17 protein-coding genes are annotated in these 18,009 nt (G+C 71.2%); 15 read left to right on the top strand and 2 right to left on the bottom strand.

Annotated elements, in window-relative coordinates:
• The first annotated feature begins 51 nt into the window (after positions 1-51).
• The 14 genes from BLT99_RS07240 (at position 52) to BLT99_RS07175 (ending at position 15,170) form a co-directional block, all read left to right on the top strand.
• Positions 52-840: an amino acid ABC transporter ATP-binding protein gene (locus BLT99_RS07240; RefSeq protein ID WP_092670532.1), complete on the top strand. Its 789-nt coding sequence runs from the start codon at positions 52-54 to the stop codon at positions 838-840.
• 60 nt (positions 841-900) lie between these two features.
• Positions 901-1,779 carry a glutamate ABC transporter substrate-binding protein gene (locus BLT99_RS07235; protein WP_092670530.1) on the top strand — a complete coding sequence of 293 codons (879 nt, stop codon included), beginning with the start codon at positions 901-903 and terminating at the stop codon, positions 1,777-1,779.
• An 81-nt stretch (positions 1,780-1,860) separates the two neighbouring features.
• Positions 1,861-2,508, top strand: coding sequence for an amino acid ABC transporter permease (locus tag BLT99_RS07230; RefSeq protein ID WP_092670528.1), 648 nt, complete (start codon positions 1,861-1,863; stop codon positions 2,506-2,508).
• Positions 2,505-3,419 carry an amino acid ABC transporter permease gene (locus BLT99_RS07225; protein ID WP_092670526.1) on the top strand — a complete coding sequence of 305 codons (915 nt, stop codon included), beginning with the start codon at positions 2,505-2,507 and terminating at the stop codon, positions 3,417-3,419. The genes BLT99_RS07230 and BLT99_RS07225 overlap by 4 nt, the downstream gene beginning before the upstream one ends.
• A gap of 40 nt (positions 3,420-3,459) precedes the next feature.
• The gene (gene pheS, locus BLT99_RS07220) at positions 3,460-4,500 is read left to right on the top strand and encodes a phenylalanine--tRNA ligase subunit alpha (protein ID WP_092670524.1); all 1,041 of its coding nucleotides are present in this window, start codon (positions 3,460-3,462) and stop codon (positions 4,498-4,500) included.
• A gap of 2 nt (positions 4,501-4,502) precedes the next feature.
• Positions 4,503-7,043, top strand: coding sequence for a phenylalanine--tRNA ligase subunit beta (gene pheT, locus BLT99_RS07215; protein WP_092670522.1), 2,541 nt, complete (start codon positions 4,503-4,505; stop codon positions 7,041-7,043).
• A 46-nt stretch (positions 7,044-7,089) separates the two neighbouring features.
• The gene (locus tag BLT99_RS07210) at positions 7,090-7,506 is read left to right on the top strand and encodes a DUF1801 domain-containing protein (RefSeq protein ID WP_092670520.1); all 417 of its coding nucleotides are present in this window, start codon (positions 7,090-7,092) and stop codon (positions 7,504-7,506) included.
• 222 nt (positions 7,507-7,728) lie between these two features.
• Complete coding sequence (gene argC / locus BLT99_RS07205; RefSeq protein WP_092670518.1) at positions 7,729-8,772, top strand: N-acetyl-gamma-glutamyl-phosphate reductase; 1,044 nt, start codon at positions 7,729-7,731, stop codon at positions 8,770-8,772.
• Positions 8,769-9,926, top strand: coding sequence for a bifunctional glutamate N-acetyltransferase/amino-acid acetyltransferase ArgJ (gene argJ / locus BLT99_RS07200; protein WP_092670516.1), 1,158 nt, complete (start codon positions 8,769-8,771; stop codon positions 9,924-9,926). The genes argC and argJ overlap by 4 nt, the downstream gene beginning before the upstream one ends.
• Positions 9,927-9,942: 16 nt before the next feature.
• Entirely contained in the window at positions 9,943-10,890 is a 948-nt protein-coding gene (gene argB / locus BLT99_RS07195) for an acetylglutamate kinase (RefSeq protein WP_092675809.1), read from the top strand.
• On the top strand, positions 10,887-12,080 hold the full coding sequence (locus BLT99_RS07190; RefSeq protein WP_092670514.1) for an acetylornithine transaminase: 1,194 nt from the start codon (positions 10,887-10,889) through the stop codon (positions 12,078-12,080). Before argB ends, BLT99_RS07190 begins: the two co-directional genes overlap by 4 nt.
• Positions 12,081-12,124: 44 nt before the next feature.
• Positions 12,125-13,054, top strand: a complete 930-nt coding sequence (argF, locus tag BLT99_RS07185; RefSeq protein ID WP_092670512.1) for an ornithine carbamoyltransferase — start codon at positions 12,125-12,127, stop codon at positions 13,052-13,054.
• Between the two features lie 2 nt (positions 13,055-13,056).
• Positions 13,057-14,508, top strand: coding sequence for an argininosuccinate lyase (argH, locus tag BLT99_RS07180; protein ID WP_092670510.1), 1,452 nt, complete (start codon positions 13,057-13,059; stop codon positions 14,506-14,508).
• Between the two features lie 11 nt (positions 14,509-14,519).
• Positions 14,520-15,170: a DNA-3-methyladenine glycosylase gene (locus tag BLT99_RS07175; RefSeq protein ID WP_229724879.1), complete on the top strand. Its 651-nt coding sequence runs from the start codon at positions 14,520-14,522 to the stop codon at positions 15,168-15,170.
• 48 nt (positions 15,171-15,218) lie between these two features.
• Here the strand turns inward: BLT99_RS07175 and BLT99_RS18010 are convergent, their stop codons facing one another.
• Both BLT99_RS18010 and BLT99_RS07165 read right to left on the bottom strand, forming a co-directional pair.
• The gene (locus BLT99_RS18010; RefSeq protein ID WP_092670508.1) at positions 15,219-15,815 is read right to left on the bottom strand and encodes a hypothetical protein; all 597 of its coding nucleotides are present in this window, start codon (positions 15,813-15,815) and stop codon (positions 15,219-15,221) included.
• Between the two features lie 66 nt (positions 15,816-15,881).
• Positions 15,882-16,571 (bottom strand): hypothetical protein, encoded by a 690-nt coding sequence (locus BLT99_RS07165; protein ID WP_092670506.1) that lies wholly within the window; start codon positions 16,569-16,571, stop codon positions 15,882-15,884.
• Between the two features lie 135 nt (positions 16,572-16,706).
• Here BLT99_RS07165 and tyrS point away from each other — a divergent pair, with 135 nt between their 5' ends.
• Positions 16,707-18,008: a tyrosine--tRNA ligase gene (gene tyrS / locus BLT99_RS07160; RefSeq protein WP_229724878.1), complete on the top strand. Its 1,302-nt coding sequence runs from the start codon at positions 16,707-16,709 to the stop codon at positions 18,006-18,008.
• Position 18,009 lies beyond the last annotated feature (1 nt).

The raw sequence follows: 18,009 nt of genomic DNA, 5'->3' as shown, positions 1-18,009 counted from the left end.
CCCCGCATGGGCGGTGGCCGACGCATGCCTCCGAGCCCTAGTTTGGGGGGTATGCCACCGGCCGACACCGCTCCAGCAACGTCGAACATCTCGGTCCGTCGCGGCGAACCGCTCGTGATCGTCGACCACGTCGACAAGCACTTCGGCGATCTCCACGTCCTCAACGACATCAACACCGTGGTCAACCGCGGCGAGGTCGTCGTCGTGATCGGGCCCTCCGGGTCTGGCAAGTCCACGCTGTGCCGCGCGATCAACCGCCTCGAGACCATCGACTCGGGCACGATCACGATCGACGGCGAGAAGCTCCCCGAAGAGGGCGCCGGGCTCGCGAAGCTCCGTGCCGACGTCGGCATGGTCTTCCAGTCGTTCAACCTGTTCGCTCACAAGACCGTGCTCGAGAACGTGACGCTGGCACCGATCAGGGTGAAGCGGATGTCGCGCAAGGATGCCGAGGCCAAGGCCATGGAGCTCCTCGAGCGCGTCGGCGTGGCGAACCAGGCCAAGAAGATGCCCGCGCAGCTCTCCGGCGGCCAGCAGCAGCGCGTGGCGATCGCGCGCTCGCTCGCGATGAACCCGAAGCTCATCCTCATGGACGAGCCCACGAGCGCGCTCGACCCCGAGATGATCAACGAGGTCCTCGACGTCATGGTCGGCCTTGCCGAGCAGGGCATGACGATGATCGTCGTCACCCACGAGATGGGCTTCGCGCGCAAGGCGGCCGACCGCGTGCTGTTCATGGCCGACGGCCGCATCGTCGAAGAGGCGACTCCGGCGCAGTTCTTCGACCACCCCGAGTCCGACCGAGCCAAGGACTTCCTGTCCAAGATCCTCGAGCACTAGACCTCCGGGGCCACGAGCCGCGGAGCACCCGAACGATTCACGAGAGATGAGGCACGAGAGATGAGACGCAGCAGAATCGCACTGGTGGCCGCAGCCGCCGCGACCGCGCTCCTGTTCAGCGGGTGCGCCGCTGACGCCGGCACGCCCGGCGGAGGCGACGAGGCTGAGCCGAGCGTCGAGGAGACGCCCGAGTTCGACGAGGGCACGACCATGGCCGCCCTCGCCGACGAGGGTTCCATCACCATCGGCACGAAGTTCGACCAGCCGCTGTTCGGCCTCGTGGGCCCCGACGGCGTGCCCGTCGGCTTCGACGTCGAGATCGGCAAGATCATCGCCGGCAAGCTCGGCATCGCGCCCGAGGACATCGAGTGGGTCGAGACGGTGTCCGCGAACCGCGAGCCGTTCATCGAGAACGGCCAGGTCGACCTCGTCGTCGCGACGTACACGATCAACGACAAGCGCAAGGAGGTCGTCGACTTCGCCGGCCCGTACTTCGAGGCAGGTCAGTCGATCCTCGTGCTCGAGGACAACGACACGATCGAGAGCGAGGAGGACCTCGTCGGCCAGCCGGTCTGCTCGGTCACGGGCTCGACTCCGGCCGCCAACCTCGCCGAGCTCGGCGCGCAGGTCATCGAGACCGACACCTACAGCAACTGCCTCGAGCCGCTGCGCAGCGGCCAGGCCGTCGCAGTGTCGACCGACAACGTCATCCTGGCGGGACTGATCGACCAGAACCCCGGTGAGTTCAAGCTCGTCGGCGAGCCGTTCACGCAGGAACCGTACGGCATCGGCCTCAAGAAGGGCGATGACGACTTCCGCGACTTCATCAACGACGTGCTCGAGGAGTCGTACGAGGACGGCACGTACGAGGAGGCGTGGGACGCCACTGCCGGCAAGGTGCTCGAGTTCCGCGAGCCGCCGGCCGTCGACCGGTACTGATCGACACGGGGTCCGGGCGCCCGCGACGGCGCCCGGATCCACCGGGTCGTCGACCGACCCGACTGGACAGGAAGGACCGAGGTGGACGCGGTCATCGAAAACCTCCCGATCTTCTTCCGGGGCTTCGGCATGACGCTGCTGCTCCTGGTGGTCTCGGGGATCGCGGCGCTCGTGATCGGCACGCTGATCGCCGCGATGCGCATCTCACCGGTGGCGTCACTTCGGTGGTTCGCGACGGTCTACACCGAGCTCGTGCGCAACACGCCGCTCACGCTCGTTCTGTTCTTCTGCGCGTTCGTGCTCCCGCAGCTCGGCTCGCGACTGGACTACTCGGTGGCGGCCATGATCGGCCTGTCCGTGTACACGTCCCCGTTCGTGGCCGAGGCGTTGCGATCGGGCGTGAACGGCGTGCCCGTCGGCCAAGCCGAGGCGGCGCGGAGCGTCGGCTTCGGCTTCTCCCAGACCGTCGGCCTCATCGTGCTGCCCCAGGCGTTCCGGATGACCATCCCGCCGCTCATCAACGTGTTCATCGCCCTGACGAAGAACACGTCGGTCGCGGGCGGGTTCTTCGTGGTCGAGCTGTTCGCGGTCGGCCGCACCCTCTCGAATGCGAACGGCGACGCGGTGATCCCGATCCTCCTCGGCGTCGCGACCTTCTACCTGATCATCACGGTGCCGCTGGGCCTGCTCGCGGCGCGCCTCGAACGACGTTGGGTGGTGCAGCGATGACCGGATCGAGCGTCCTCTTCGACGCGCCGGGCCCCGTGGCCCGCCGAAATTCCCTGATCGCATCCGTCATCGGCGGCCTCGCCATCGCGGGCGGCCTGTTGTGGATCTTCCTCACGCTGAATGCGCCCCGCGGGGACTTGCCGGGCTACTTCGACCCGTCGCGGTGGGACATCTTCGCCGACCCGACCGTGTGGCGCTATATCTTCGTCGCCGGGGTCTGGGGCACGCTTCGCGCCGCCCTGACCGCCGCGGTCTTCGCGCTCATCCTCGGCATCGTCTTCTCGCTGCTTCGCAGCGCGCACAACCCATGGATCCGCATCCCGACGGCGGTGGTACTCGAGTTCATCCGCGGCATGCCGGTGCTGCTGATGATGCTGTTCATCCTGCTCGTGCTGAACACCGGGTCCTTCTGGGCCGTCGTCGCCGCACTCTCGCTCTACAACGGCGTGCTGATCGGCGAGGCGCTCCGCGCCGGACTCGCGGCCCTGCCGAAGGGCCAGCGCGAGGCCGGCCTCAGCCTCGGCATGCGGAACATGCAGTCCAAGATGCTCATCGAGTTCCCGCAGGCGTTCCGGCAGATGCTGCCGATCATCATCGCCCAGCTCGTCGTGCTCCTGAAGGACACCTCCCTGGGCTACATCGTCGGCTACGTCGAGCTCCTGCGCGTCAACATGAACCAGCTCGCGAGCTTCTACGGCAACTACTACCTGTTCTCGTTCTTCGTCGTCACGCTCGTGCTGTACCTCGCGATGAACCTGTCGCTGTCGTGGTTCGCGAGATGGGTCGCCAAGCGCACGGCGCGCCGCACCGGCATGAAGCCGCCGAGCCCCGAGGACGAGGACCAGGCCCTGCTCAGGGCGCGGGTGATCGCCGAGTCGCAGCAGGTGGGTCAGGGCGGCGGCGCCGCCTGAGCATCGGGATGGCGCGGCTCGCCCACTAGACTCGTTCTTCGTGTCCGAGCCCCTCCAGATCACCGAACCGGCCGTCGAGGCCGCCGTCGAGGCGGCCCTCGCGGCGATCGCCGCGGCGGGCGACTCCGCGGCCCTGAAGGCCGTGCGCGCCGAGCACACGGGCGAGAAGTCGACCCTCGCGCGACTGAACGCGTCGCTGCGCAACGTACCGAACGACCAGAAGGCCGCCCTCGGCAAGCTCGTCGGCTCGGCCCGCGGGCGCGTGAACCAGGCGTTCGCCGCGCGCGAGGCCGAGATCGTCGCGGCCGAAGCCGAGGCGCAGCTCGCCGCCGAGGCGGTGGACGTCACGGCGCTGCCCTCGCGCTTCGCCCCCGGCGCGCGCCATCCGCTCACCCTGCTGCAAGACAGGGTGTGCGACGTCTTCACCGGCATGGGGTGGGAGATCGCCGAAGGCCCCGAGGTCGAGAGCGAGTGGTTCAACTTCGACGCGCTGAACTTCGACGCCGACCACCCGGCGCGCGCGATGCAGGACACCTTCTTCGTCGACCCGCCCGAGGCGCACCTCGTGCTGCGGACCCACACCAGCCCCGTGCAGGTGCGGTCGATGCTCGACCGCGAGGTGCCGATCTACGTGCTCGCACCGGGCCGCGTGTACCGCACCGACGAGTTCGACGCCACGCACCTGCCCGTCTTCATGCAGTTCGAGGGCCTCGCGGTCGACAAGGGCCTGACGATGGCGCATCTGCGGGGCACGCTCGATCACTTCGTGAAGTCGATCTTCGGCGAGGACGCCAAGGTGCGGCTGCGCCCGAGCTTCTTCCCGTTCACCGAGCCGAGTGCCGAGCTCGACTTCTGGCACCCGACCTTCAAGGGCGGTGCGCGCTGGATCGAGTGGGGCGGCTGCGGGATGGTGCACCCCAACGTGCTCGGCGCCGCGGGCATCGACCCCGAGGAGTACACGGGCTTCGCGTTCGGCATGGGCATCGAACGAGGCCTCATGCTCCGCAACGACGTCCAGGACATGCGCGACATGGCCGAGGGCGACATCCGCTTCTCACAGCAGTTCGGAATGGTGGTCTAACGATGCGAGTGCCGCTCAGCTGGCTCGCCGAGTACGTCGACCTGCCCCCGGGCACGTCGCTCGAAGACGTGCACGCCGCGCTCGTGCGCGTCGGGCTCGAGGAGGAGGACGTGCACACGTTCGACCTCGAGGGCCCGATCGTCGTGGGCGAGGTGCTCGAGTTCGTCGAGGAACCGCAGTCCAACGGCAAGACCATCCGCTGGTGCCAGGTGCGCGTCGCGCCCGAGGGCGAGACCGCGGCCGACGGCGGTGAGGCGGTGCACGGCATCGTGTGCGGTGCGCGCAACTTCCTCGTGGGCGACAAGGTCGTCGTGACGCTCCCGGGCTCGGTGCTGCCCGGGCCGTTCCCGATCGCCGCCCGGAAGACCTACGGGCACGTCTCCGACGGCATGATCGCGTCGGCGCGCGAGCTCGGACTCGGCGAGGACCACGACGGAATCCTGCGCCTCTCGACACTCGGCATCGACGCACCGGTCGGCACCGATGCCATCGCGCTGCTCGGGCTCGACGACGCGGCGGTCGAGATCAACGTCACGCCCGACCGCGGCTACGCGTTCTCGATCCGGGGCGTCGCGCGCGAGTACGCACACGCGACCGGGGCTGTGTTCCGCGACCCGGCGGGCCAGGTCGAGGCCGCGACGGTGCCAGCCGAGGATGGCGCCGACAGCGCGTTCCCCGTGCGCGTCCACGATTCGGCGCCCATCCGCGGGCGCGTCGGCGCGAGCGTCTTCGCGACGCGCATCGTGCGCGACATCGACCCCAGCCGGCCCACGCCGGCGTGGATGATCGCGCGACTCAAGCTCGCCGGCATCCGCTCGCTCTCGTTGCCCGTCGACATCACGAACTACGTCATGCTCGAGCTCGGGCAGCCGATCCACGGCTACGACCTCGACGCGCTGCAGGGCGGCATCGTCGTGCGCCGCGCGCAGCCCGGCGAAACGCTCGAGACCCTCGACGGCAAGGTCCGCACGCTCGACCCCGAGGACCTGCTCATCACCGACGACCGCGGGGCGATCGGCCTCGCGGGCGTCATGGGCGGCGCCGAGACCGAGATCGGCGACGCCACGCGCAACGTGCTGATCGAGGCCGCGAACTTCGATCCCGTGTCGATCGCGCGCACCGCTCGCCGTCACAAGCTGCCGAGCGAGGCGTCCAAGCGCTTCGAACGTGGCGTCGATCCCTCCATCGCCGGCGCGGCGGCCACACGTGTCGCCCAACTGCTCGTCGACCTCGCCGGCGGTACCGCCGAGCCCGGCGGCTCACTCATCCACGAGGCGCCCGAGCGCGAGGCCATCCTGCTGCCCGACGGCTACGTGACCGAGCTCATCGGCGTCGAGTACACCACCGACGAGGTGCACGACGCCCTTGCCGAGGTCGGCGGGCGCGTGACCCGCGTCGATGGCGGCCTCGAGGTGGTGCCGCCGACGTGGCGTCCCGACCTCACGGCCAAAGCCGACCTCGCGGAAGAGGTTGCGCGCCTGCTCGGCTACGACCGCATTCCGTCGGTCCTTCCGGTCGCGCCGCCCGGACGCGGCCTCACACGCTCGCAGCGCGTGCGACGGGGCGTGGCCGATGCGCTCGCGGCGGCTGGAGCGACCGAGGTGCTCGCCTTCCCGTTCGTCACCGATGACGACAACGCCGTCTACGGCTCGGCCGACGGGTCGCCGGTCTCGAGCGTGAAGCTCGCGAACGCGCTCGACGCCTCCGCGCCCTTCCTGCGTCGCTCGCTGCTACCGGGCCTGGTCGGGATCGCTCGGCGCAACCTGTCCCGCGGCCTCACCGACCTCGACGTGTTCGAGCTCGGACTCGTCTTCCTGCCCGAGCGCGACCGCGCCTACGGCACCGCGGAGCTGCCGATCGGATGGGAGCGCCCGTCCGAGGCGATCCTCGATGCGCTGAACGCGGGGATTCCCCGGCAGCCGCGTCACGTGGGCGTCCTGCTCACGGGCGACCTCAGCCCGAAGCAGCCGGGCCGCGTGGCGGAGGCGGCCGGAATCGCCGACGCGCTCGACGCCGTGCGTCGAATCGCCCACGCCGCCGGCGCCGGGGTCGAGTTCGCGCAGGGTACGCACCAGGCGCTGCACCCGGGCCGGACCGCGGAGGTCCGCGTCGCCGGGCAGGTCGTCGGCTACGCCGGCGAACTGCACCCGCGGCTCACCGCCGAGGCCGACCTGCCGCGCGTCGTCGCCGTCGCCGAGGTCGATCTCGACGCGATCCTGGCCCTGACCGACCCGTCCGTCGAGGCGCGTCCGATCGGCACGCTTCCGGCTGCGACGCAGGACCTCTCGCTCGTGGTCGGCGCCGACGTGCCGGCGGCGCGCGTCGCCGAGGCGGTGCGCGAGGGCGCGGGCGAACTGCTCGAGGACCTCCGTCTCGTCGACGACTACCGCGGGCCGGGCCTGCCCGAGGGCGCGAAGAGCCTGACGTTCGCGCTGCGCTTCCGTGCGGCCGACCGCACGCTCACCGCGGCCGAGGCCAGTGAGGCGAAGCTCGCGGGGGCCGCGCTGGCCGCCGAGCGCACGGGTGCGGCCATCCGCGACTAGGTGCACCAGGGGTGACGTCGTCGGTCCGGCGGCGGTAGCGTGAGGCATGGCCGAAGCGAAGACCGTGCCGACGGGCGAATCGGTGTCCGACTTCCTCGCCGCCGTGGAGCCCGCGGGGCGCCGCGCCGACGGGTTCGAACTCCGCGAGCTGTTCGACCGCGTCACCGACACCGACGCCGTCATGTGGGGTCCGTCGATCGTGGGCTACGGCCTCCACCACTACCGGTACGCCAGCGGCCGCGAGGGCGACTGGCCCGTCGTCGGGTTCTCACCGCGGAAGGCGTCGATCTCGCTGTACGGCTTGCAGACGCCGGGCGCCGAGGAGCTCATCGACCGACTGGGCAAGGTCAAGATCGGCGCCGGATGCCTCTGGATCGGACGGCTCGACACCGTCGACCGGCACGTGCTCGAGGATCTCGTCGATCGAGCCTGGGTGCGCACGCGCGGCGATGACGTGAGCTGAGCCGCCTCCGTCCCGGTTTTGCGACCGAGTCCACGGCTCGATAGGGTCGCTTGCATGTCCACCGCCCGGCAGCCCCGAATCGCACGCGTCTCGCGTGTCGTCGTGGTGCGCCGACGTCGTGGCGAGCGCCGAATCCCGGCGACTCCCGCGACGGCCTGAGCCTGCGTCCTGGGCGTCGCCGGAGCCGACTCACTCGACCGATCAGCCCATAAGGTGGAATCCATGACGTTCACCGTCGCCGTGTCCGGCGCGTCCGGCTATGCCGGGGGCGAGTTGCTGCGCCTGCTCGCCGACCATCCCGAGTTCGAGGTGCGCACCGTCACGGCGCACGCGAACGCCGGCCAGCCGTTGAGCGCGGTGCAGCCGCACCTCCGTGGATACACGCACCTCACGCTGAAGGAGACCTCGACCGAGACGCTCGCCGGCCACGACGTGGTGTTCCTCGCGCTGCCGCACGGGGCGTCCGGGGCGATCGCCGCCGAGCTGGGCGACGACACGCTCGTCATCGACTGCGGTGCCGACCACCGGCTCGAGTCCGAGCAGGACTGGGCCGACTTCTACGGCGGCGACTTCCACGGCACGTGGGAGTACGGCGTCCCCGAGCTGCCGAGGATGTCGGGCACGCAGCGCACGCGACTGGCGAAGACCCGACGCATCGCCGCGCCGGGATGCAACGCGTCGACCGTCGCGCTGTCGCTCGCCCCGGGCATCCGCGCCGGCGTCATCGAAGACCGGGACATCGTCTCCGTGCTCGCGGTGGGCCCATCGGGCGCGGGCCGTGCGCTCAAGGCGCACCTGCTCGGGTCCGAGATCCTCGGGTCGGCGAACCCGTATGCCGTGGGCGGCACGCATCGCCACATCCCCGAGATCCAGCAGGCCCTGCGCTGGGCCGGTGCGGCGGAGCCGACGATCTCGTTCACGCCGACGATCGTTCCCATGTCGCGTGGCATCCTGGCGACCTCCACCGCGCGTATCGTGCCCGGCACGGATGCCGCGACGGTCCGCGCCGCGTGGGAGGACGCCTATGCGGGGGAGCAGTTCGTGCAGCTCCTGCCCGACGGGCAGTTCCCGCGCACGGCCGACGTCCTCGGTGCGAACACCGCGCTGCTCGGGCTCGCGGTCGACGAGGCCGCCGGACGGGTCGTGGTCGTCGCGGCCGTCGACAACCTCGTCAAGGGCACCGCGGGCGCGGCGATCCAGTCGGCGAACATCGCGCTCGGCCTCGCCGAGGCGACGGGCCTGCCCGTGAACGGGGTCGCGCCGTGAGCGTCACGTCCCCGGCGGGGTTCGAGGCCGCCGGCATCGCGGCCGGAATCAAGCGCACTGGCGCACTCGACCTGGCCCTCGTCGTCAACCGCGGACCGCGCCAGGCCGGAGCCGCGGTCTTCACCTCCAATCGCGCGAAGGCCAACCCGATCCTGTGGTCGCAGCAGGCCGTCGAGGACGGCGTCGTCTCCGCCGTCGTGCTGAACTCGGGCGGCGCGAACTGCTTCACGGGTCCCGAGGGCTTCCAGGTCACGCACCGCACGGCCGAGGCCGCGGCATCCGCCCTGCACGTCTCTGCCGGCGACGTGCTCGTGTGCTCGACTGGGCTCATCGGCGACCAGCTCGACGGCGAGGTGCTCGAAGAGGGCGTCCTGTCGGCGGCGAATCGCCTCGCGAGCGACGAGGCGGCCGGGGCCGACGCGGCCCGCGCGATCATGACCACCGACTCGCGACCGAAGACGACGCAGGTCGTGGTCGACGGATGGCGCATCGGCGGCATGGCCAAGGGTGCGGGCATGCTCGCACCCGGTCTCGCCACGATGCTCGTCGTGCTCACCACCGACGCCGACCTGCCCTCGGCAGACCTCGACGCCGCGCTCCGCGAGGCGACGCGCGTGACGTTCGACCGGCTCGATTCCGACGGCTGCATGTCGACCAACGACCAGGTCACCCTGCTCGCGTCGGGGGCATCGGGCGTGACACCGGATGCCGCGACCTTCGTCGAGGCGCTCACCACCGCGTGCCGCGATCTCGCCCTCCAGCTGCAGGGCGACGCCGAGGGCGCGAGCCACGACATCGCGATCGAGGTGCGCGGCGCGGCGACCGAGGGTGACGCGGTCGAGGTCGGGCGCTCGGTCGCTAGAAACAACCTGTTCAAGGCCGCGATCTTCGGCAACGACCCGAACTGGGGCCGCGTCCTCGCGGCGATCGGCACCACGCGGGCGGCGTTCGACCCCTACCTCGTCGACGTGACGATGAACGGCGTGCGCGTCTGCCACGCCGGCCGGCCCGATCGGCCGCGCGACGAGGTCGACCTCGCACCGCGGGCCACGCACGTGCGCATCGAGCTGCATGCGGGTGAGGCTTCCGCCACGATCTGGACGAATGACCTCACGCACGACTACGTGCACGAGAACAGTGCGTACTCGAGCTGACATGAGCGAGGAGCAGATGACGCACGACGGCGACGCCCGCACGGATGCCGCCGCTGCCGCCCGCAAGGCCGAGACCCTGATCGAGTCGCTTCCGTGGCTCAAGCGGTTCCACGGCGAGACGATCGTCGTGAAGTTCGGCGGGAACGCGATGGTGAGCCCCGAGCTGCAGCGCGCCTTCGCCGAGGACATGGTGTACCTGCGGTACGCCGGGATCCGACCGGTCGTGGTGCACGGCGGCGGCCCGCAGATCTCCTCGATGCTCGAACGCCTCGGCATCCCGAGCGAGTTCCGAGGCGGATACCGCGTGACCACCCCCGAGACGATGGACGTGGTCCGGATGGTGCTGTCGGGTCAGGTGAACCGCGAGCTCGTGAGCCTGATCAACGAACACGGCCCGCTGGCCGCCGGGCTCTCCGGCGAGGACGCCGGCCTGTTCCGCGGGCGACGGCGCGGCGCGGTGGTCGACGGCGAGGAGGTCGACCTCGGCCTGGTCGGCGACGTGGTCGCGGTCGAACCCGAGGCGGTGCTCGCGCAGGTCGATGCGGGGCGTATCCCGGTCGTCTCCTCGATCGCGCCCGACCTCGACCAGCCGGGGCAGTCGCTCAACGTCAACGCCGACTCCGCCGCGGCGTCGCTCGCGGTCGCGCTCGGGGCCGCGAAGCTCGTCATCCTCACCGACGTCGCGGGGCTCTACCGCGACTGGCCCAACCGCGACTCGCTCGTTTCCGAGATCGATGCGGCCGAGCTCGAGGCCCTGCTGCCGTCGCTCGAGTCCGGCATGATCCCGAAGATGGCCGCGTGCCTCGAGGCCGTGGCCGGAGGCGTGCCGAAGGCGGCGATCATCGACGGGCGCGTGCCGCACTCGATCCTGCTCGAGGTGTTCACGAAGCAGGGCATCGGCACCGAGGTCGTGCCGACGGCCCGGGTCGCGTCGACGACGGATGCCGCTGGGGTGACCGCATGACCGGATGGCGCGAACGCTTCGAGCACCGCATGATGCGCACGCTCGGGATGCCGCTGCGCAAGCTCGAACGCGGCGAGGGCGCCTGGGTCTGGGACGACGAGGGCACGCGCTACCTCGACTTCCTGGCGGGCATCGCCGTGAACTCGCTCGGTCACGCCCACCCGGTGTTCGTCGAGGCGGTGTCGCGGCAGGCCGCGACGCTCGCGCACGTGTCGAACTACTTCGCGACCGAACCGGCGCTCGAGCTCGCCGACCGGCTCGCCCGTCTGACGGGCGCCGGTGAGGCAGGACGCGTCTGGTTCGGCAATTCGGGCGCCGAGGCGAATGAAGCCGCGTTCAAGCTCGCCCGGCTGAACAACTCGGGCGGAGCCCGCTCGCGCGTGCTCGCGCTCGTCGACGCCTTCCACGGGCGGACGATGGGCTCGCTCGCGCTGACCGGCAAGCCGGCCATGCGCGAAGCGTTCGAGCCGCTGCCCGGGGGCGTGCACCACATCCCGTCGAGCATCGACGCGCTCGAAGCCGAGCTCGATGACGGCGTCGCCGCCCTCATCGTCGAACCGATCAAGGGCGAGGCGGGCGTGCTCGACCTGCCCGAGGGCTACCTGCAGGCGGCGCGCGAGCTCACCCACCGCCACGGGGCGCTCCTCATCGTCGACGAGATCCAGACCGGCGCCGGCCGCACGGGCGAGTGGTTCGCCTACCAGCACGCCGGCATCCTGCCCGACGCCATCACCGTCGCCAAGGGGATCGGCGGCGGCTTCCCGATCGGGGCGCTCGTCACGTTCGGCCACGCCTCCGAGCTCTACTCGAAGGGACAGCACGGGTCGACGTTCGGCGGCAACCCGCTCGCGACGACCGTGTCGAACGCCGTGCTCGGCGAGATCGAGCGAGCCGGACTCGTCGAGAACGCCGCGCGCCGCGGCGCCGAGCTGCGAGAACGCGTGCTCGGGCTCGGCTCGCCGCTCGTCGCGGGCGTCCGCGGACGGGGCCTGCTCCTGGGCGTCGCGCTCACCGAACCGGCCGCCGCGGCGGTCTCGGCGTCGGCCCTCGATGCGGGACTCATCGTGAACGCCGCCAACGACGCGACCATCCGGATCGCGCCCCCGCTGAACGTCGGCGACGCCGAGCTCGACGAGTTCGAGGCGCGGTTCTCGCGCGCGCTCGGAGCGGTCGCCGTCGCCACCCACTGACCCGACCGCGCGCGCGCCGCTTGCGCGCCTGAACGGAAGCCCATATGACCCGCCACTTCCTCCGCGACGACGACATCACCCCGGCCGAGCAGGCCGAGATCCTCGACTTGGCTGCGCAACTCAAGGCCGACCGATGGTCGCAGACACCGCTCGCCGGCCCGCAGACCGTCGCCGTGATCTTCGACAAGTCGTCGACCCGCACGCGCGTCTCGTTCGCGGTCGGCATCGCCGACCTCGGTGGCTCTCCGCTGATCATCTCGACCGCCTCGAGCCAGCTCGGCGGCAAGGAGACGCCGTCCGACACGGCACGGGTGCTCGAGCGGATGGTGTCGGCCATCGTGTGGCGCACCTACGCGCAGTCCGGGCTCGACGAGATGGCCGCGGGCACCACGGTGCCCGTCGTCAACGCGCTCTCCGACGACTTCCACCCGTGCCAGCTCCTCGCCGACCTGCTCACGATCCGCGAGCACAAGGGCACCCTCGCCGGACTCACGGTCGCGTTCCTCGGCGACGGTGCCTCGAACATGGCGCAGTCGTACGTGCTCGCGGGCGCCACCGCCGGCATGCACGTACGCGTGGCCGCCCCCGAGGAGTTCTCGCCCGCGGCATCCGTCGTCGCCGATGCCGACCGCATCGCCGCAGGCACCGGCGGATCGGTCGCGCTGTACACCGACCCGGCCGAGGCCGCCGCCGGCGCCGACGTGATCGTCACGGACACGTGGGTGTCGATGGGCAAGGAGGACGAGAAGGCGCACCGGGTCGCGACGTTCGGCGCGTACAAGGTCGACGCCGAGCTCATGTCGCTCGCGAAGCCCGACGCGGTGTTCCTGCACTGCCTGCCCGCCGATCGCGGCTACGAGGTCGCCGCCGACGTCATCGACGGCCCGCAGTCGATCATCTGGGACGAGGCCGAGAACCGGTTGCACGCGCAGAAGGCGCTGCTCGTGTGGCTGCTCGCCAGGAAGGACGTGTGAGCATGGCCGGGACGAACGGCACCGACGACCGGCACGGCACCAATGAGGGCTCGCTCTGGGGTGCGCGGTTCGCGGGCGGCCCGTCGCCCGAGCTGCAGCGACTCTCGAAGTCGACCCACTTCGACTGGCAGCTCGCGCCGTACGACCTCGCGGGGTCCCGGGCACACGCCCGCGCGCTCGCCGCGGCCGGCTACCTCGAGCCGGGCGAGCTCGACCGCATGCTCACCGGACTCGACGCACTCGAGGCGCGCGTGCTGTCGGGCGACCTCGTCGCGGCCGATTCCGACGAGGACGTGCACGGCGCGCTCGAAGCCGCGCTCATCGCCGAGGTCGGCCCGGAGCTCGGGGGCAAGCTGCGTGCCGGCCGCAGCCGCAACGACCAGATCGCCACGCTCGTGCGCCTCTACCTCAAGGACCACGCCGCGACCATCGGGCGTCAGCTCGTCCATCTCATCGATGCGCTCGCGGCCCAGGCCGACCAGCACCGCACGGCGATCATGCCGGGGCGCACCCACCTGCAGCACGCCCAGCCCGTGCTGCTCGCGCACCACCTGCTCGCGCACGGCTGGTCGCTCTCGCGCGACCTCGAGCGGCTCGCCGACTGGTTGAAGCGTGCGGATGTCTCGCCCTACGGCGGCGGTGCGCTCGCCGGCTCGACGCTCGGCCTCGATGCCGCCGCCGTCGCGCGCGACCTCGGCCTCGCCGCTCCGGCCGAGAACTCGATCGATGCCACCGCGAGCCGCGACGTGGTCGCCGAGTTCGCATTCGTCACCGCGATGATCGGGATCGACCTCTCGCGCATCGCCGAGGAGGTCATCCTCTGGAACACGCGCGAGTTCGGCTTCGTCACGCTCGACGACGCCTACTCGACCGGGTCGTCGATCATGCCGCAGAAGAAGAACCCCGACATCGCCGAGCTCGCGCGCGGCAAGTCCGGGCGCCTCATCGGCAACCTCACGGGGCTGCTCGCGACGCTCAAGGCGCTGCCGCTCGCGTACAACCGCGACCTGCAGGAGGACAAGGAGCCCGTCTTCGACTCGGTCGAGACGCTCGAGGTGCTGCTGCCGGCGTTCACCGGCATGATCGAGACCGTCACGTTCCACACCGACCGCATGGCCGAGCTCGCGCCGGCGGGCTTCTCGCTGGCGACGGATGTCGCGGAGTGGCTCGTGAAGCGTCGCGTGCCGTTCCGCGACGCGCACGAGATCACGGGCGCGCTCGTGCGGTACGCCGAGGAGCACTCGCTCGAGCTGCACGAGGTCGACGACGCCGCGCTCGCCGCGATCTCCCCCCAGCTCACGCCCCAGGTGCGCGAGGTCCTGACGATCGAGGGCTCCGTCGCGAGCCGCGACGGCGTGGGCGGCACCGCGCCCGCCGGCGTCGAGGCGCAGTTCGCGGCGCTGGCCGACCGCGTTCGTCACCTCGTGCAGGCGCTCCCCGGCGGCGACGTCTGAGGCGACGCACCATGACCACGGGCGAGCGGATGGCGCGGGCGGCGGACGACGCCGCCCTGGTGCAGCCCGACCGCGCGTGGTTCCTCCGGGACTCCGTGGCACTCGCGCCGCTCCTGCTCGGCGCGGTGCTCGCGTACGAATCGGATGAGGGACGCGTGGCGGTGCGGCTCTCCGAGCTCGAGGCGTACCGGGGCGTCGGCGTCGATCCGGGTTCGCACGCGTTCCGGGGCCGGACCGCGCGCAACGCCGTCATGTTCGGCGACGGCGGCCACCTGTACGCCTACTTCACGTACGGCATGCACACGTGCCTGAACATCGTCGCCGACCACGCCGGCACATCGGGCGGGGTGCTGCTGCGGGGCGGCACGATCGTCGAGGGCCTGGACCTGGCCCGATCGCGTCGACCGCGTTCGACCGAGCGGGACCTGGCTCGCGGACCGGCCCGCCTCGCGCAGGCGCTCGGCGTCCCGCTCGCACGCAACGGGAGCGACCTGCTCACGGCGCCGTTCGAACTGCGGGTCCCGGCCGAGCCGCTGGTGCACGAGACCGGTCCGCGCACGGGCATCGCCGGTGCCGGGGGAGCCGTGGAGTACTCCTGGCGGTTCTGGCTGCCGGGGGACCCGGGCGTCTCGGTCTACCGGCGACATCCGAAATCGCACTGAGCGCGCGGCCTGGTCGGCGGGCGCCAGCGCTGGGCGTACGGGACCCGCTCAGCGGATCGCCATGTGCACCGTCAGCGCGGCGGCGCAGGCCCAGATGAGGCTCGCGAAGGTGCCGATGATGAAGCGCTCGCGCGCCTCGGGCGCTTCGAGCTCGGTGAATCGGCCGACGCCCTTGATCGCCACGACGATCGCCAGTCCTTCGGGGAAGCCGGCGATGATCGAGCCCGCTGCCCCCACGCGCTCGAGGATCCCGATCGTCAGGCCGCCGCGCAGCACCTCGCGTCGCGGGGCGGCGATGCCGGGCTCGCGCGGCTCGTCGGAGCGCACCGCCACGAGGATGCCGCCGTGCGCGCCGGGCGCCGCGCTGCCGCCCATGGCCAGCTGAAGTGCGGTGGCCGCCGCGGGGCTGCCGCCGAAGACGGCGACGGTCATGCCGAGCAGGGCGATGAGCGGCGCTGCGACGGGCGGGACGTCGGCCTGCGCGGTCGATGCGCCGACGAGCGCGACCACTACGGCGCCACCGGCGATGTACAGGTAGGGCGGACGGGGACGGTGATACGCGAGGACCGAGAACACCGCGGCGATCGCCAGCGAGCCGATGATCACGGCCCAGCCGAATGCCGACATGGCATCGTTCAGGTTCACGTCGTCTCCGCTCCTCTGGGGTGGGTCCGCGACCGTCGGGGGCGGTCGGGGCGTCGTCGATCGAGCCTAGCGATCGCCGCCGTCACCGCCGGTGAGCCCCGTCCGGGCGCGTCGCGCTGCGGCAGGGTCGGCGGCGAGGTCGAGGTCGGCGAGGAGCCGCACGAGTCCGGGTCGGGCATCGTCGTCGATCGACCACACCGCCGCCTTCAGGCGCTGGCTGACGGCCGCGTCGGAGATGCCCAGCGTCTCGGCCGCTCGTTTCTGGCTGCCGACCTCGCGGACGAGGTCGATCGCCTCCCAGCCCTGCGGGCTGCGACGGTCGCGCACGAGCAGGAGCAGGCGGACGAGCGGCTCGAGCTCGGCGGGCCCGAGCGCCGGCGCCGAGGCATCCGTCGCCGTCGCCGGATCGATCGCCGCGCGCAGTGCGAACCTGCCCTCCGCGCGCTTGGCGGCGTCGACCGCCTCGCGCGCGGCGATGAACGCACCGCCCGCGGCCTTGCGCACGGCATCGGGCAGCGGAGTGCGCACCTCACCGACGCCCAGCCCGGTGCTCCAATGACCGTCGCGGCCGAGCGCGAGCACGAGGTCGAGCGCGACGTCGGCGTGCTCGGTGAGCGCCTGGAGCTCATCGCCGGCGGTCTGGTCGACGGGCAGTCGCAGGCGGTCGCCGAATCGCCGCTGCAGTTCGGCCTGCATCGCGGCGGATCGATCGATGTCGGTGCGGCTGCCGACCTGGTCGGCGGTGATGACGAACACACGGACCTCCCCGGGTCATCCGATCTGAAGGTACCATCCTTCGGTCGTCAAAATCAAGTCACCGGACTTGATAGGTGCCGATGAAGCCGCATGGCTTCGGGATGCGCAACCATCCCCGCTGCTACCCTTGCTCACGTGTCCGACCCCGCCATCCTCGCCGAACAGCAGAACGACCCCACGTTCGACGACGTCTGGGACGAGCTCCGCTGGCGCGGGCTCGTCCACGTCTCGACCGATGAGGCCGCGCTGAAGGAACTGCTCGCGGGCGAGCCGATCACGTACTACTGCGGGTTCGACCCGACCGCGCCGAGCCTGCACCTCGGCAACCTCGTGCAGATCCTCACGCTCCGCCGTCTCCAGCTCGCCGGCCACAAGCCGCTCGGCCTCGTCGGCGGATCGACCGGGCTCATCGGGGATCCCCGTCCGACTGCCGAGCGCACCCTGAACACCAAGGAGACCGTCGCCGAGTGGGTCGAGCGGCTCCGCGCGCAGATCAGCCGATTCCTCTCCGCCGAGGGCGAGAACGCCGTCCGCATGGTGAACAACCTCGACTGGACCGCCGGCCTGTCCGCCATCGACTTCCTGCGCGACATCGGCAAGCACTACCGCGTCGGCACGATGCTCAAGAAGGATGCCGTGGCCTCGCGCCTGAGCTCCGACGCGGGCATCAGCTACACCGAGTTCAGCTACCAGATCCTGCAGGGGTTCGATTACCTCGAGCTGTACCGCCAGTACGACTGCGTGCTGCAGACCGGCGGAAGCGACCAGTGGGGCAACCTCACGAGCGGCACCGACCTGATCCACCGCGTCGAGGGCCGGCACGTCCACGCGATCGGCACCCCGCTCATCACGAACTCCGACGGCACCAAGTTCGGCAAGAGCGAGGGCAACGCGATCTGGCTCGATGCCGACATGTGCAGCCCGTACCGCTTCTACCAGTTCTGGTTGAACACCGACGACGCCGACGTGATCGATCGGCTCAAGGTCTTCACGTTCCTCTCGCGAGCACGCATCGACGAGCTCGCCGAGAAGGTCGAGTCCGAGCCGTTCCGCCGCGAGGCGCAGCGGGTGCTGGCGCACGAGGTCACCACCCTCGTGCACGGGGCGGATGCGACGGCCGCGGTCGTCGCGGCGTCGCAGGCGCTGTTCGGCCAGGGCGACCTCGCGGGGCTCGACCAGGGCACGCTCGAGGCCGCGCTGCGCGAACTGCCGAACACCGACGCCGCGCCGGGTGCGCCCATCGTGCAATTGCTCGTCGACACGGGCCTCGTCTCGAGCCTCAGCGAGGGCCGCCGGGCGATCGCCCAGGGCGGCGTCTCGCTCGACAACGTGCGCATCGACGATGAGGGCGCCACGATCGACGGCCGTGTGCCGTCGGGCGGTATGGCCGTGCTGCGTCGGGGCAAGAAGACCCTCGCGGGCGTCTTCGTCCGGTAGG

Origin of the sequence: Agromyces flavus, assembly GCF_900104685.1 — a bacterium.
GTDB classification, from domain to species: domain Bacteria; phylum Actinomycetota; class Actinomycetes; order Actinomycetales; family Microbacteriaceae; genus Agromyces; species Agromyces flavus.
This window is presented reverse-complemented; position numbering and strand designations above follow the sequence as displayed.

Excerpts from the sequence above, each read along its gene's own strand:
- argH (WP_092670510.1), top strand. The coding sequence starts at position 13,057 with ATGGCCGGGACGAACGGCACCGACGACCGGCACGGCACCAATGAGGGC.
- BLT99_RS07210 (WP_092670520.1), top strand. The coding sequence starts at position 7,090 with ATGGCCGAAGCGAAGACCGTGCCGACGGGCGAATCGGTGTCCGACTTC.
- pheT (WP_092670522.1), top strand. The coding sequence starts at position 4,503 with ATGCGAGTGCCGCTCAGCTGGCTCGCCGAGTACGTCGACCTGCCCCCG.
- BLT99_RS07235 (WP_092670530.1), top strand. The coding sequence starts at position 901 with ATGAGACGCAGCAGAATCGCACTGGTGGCCGCAGCCGCCGCGACCGCG.
- BLT99_RS07225 (WP_092670526.1), top strand. The coding sequence starts at position 2,505 with ATGACCGGATCGAGCGTCCTCTTCGACGCGCCGGGCCCCGTGGCCCGC.
- argB (WP_092675809.1), top strand. The coding sequence starts at position 9,943 with ATGACGCACGACGGCGACGCCCGCACGGATGCCGCCGCTGCCGCCCGC.
- BLT99_RS07240 (WP_092670532.1), top strand. The coding sequence starts at position 52 with ATGCCACCGGCCGACACCGCTCCAGCAACGTCGAACATCTCGGTCCGT.
- BLT99_RS07175 (WP_229724879.1), top strand. The coding sequence starts at position 14,520 with ATGACCACGGGCGAGCGGATGGCGCGGGCGGCGGACGACGCCGCCCTG.
- BLT99_RS07190 (WP_092670514.1), top strand. The coding sequence starts at position 10,887 with ATGACCGGATGGCGCGAACGCTTCGAGCACCGCATGATGCGCACGCTC.
- argC (WP_092670518.1), top strand. The coding sequence starts at position 7,729 with ATGACGTTCACCGTCGCCGTGTCCGGCGCGTCCGGCTATGCCGGGGGC.
- argF (WP_092670512.1), top strand. The coding sequence starts at position 12,125 with ATGACCCGCCACTTCCTCCGCGACGACGACATCACCCCGGCCGAGCAG.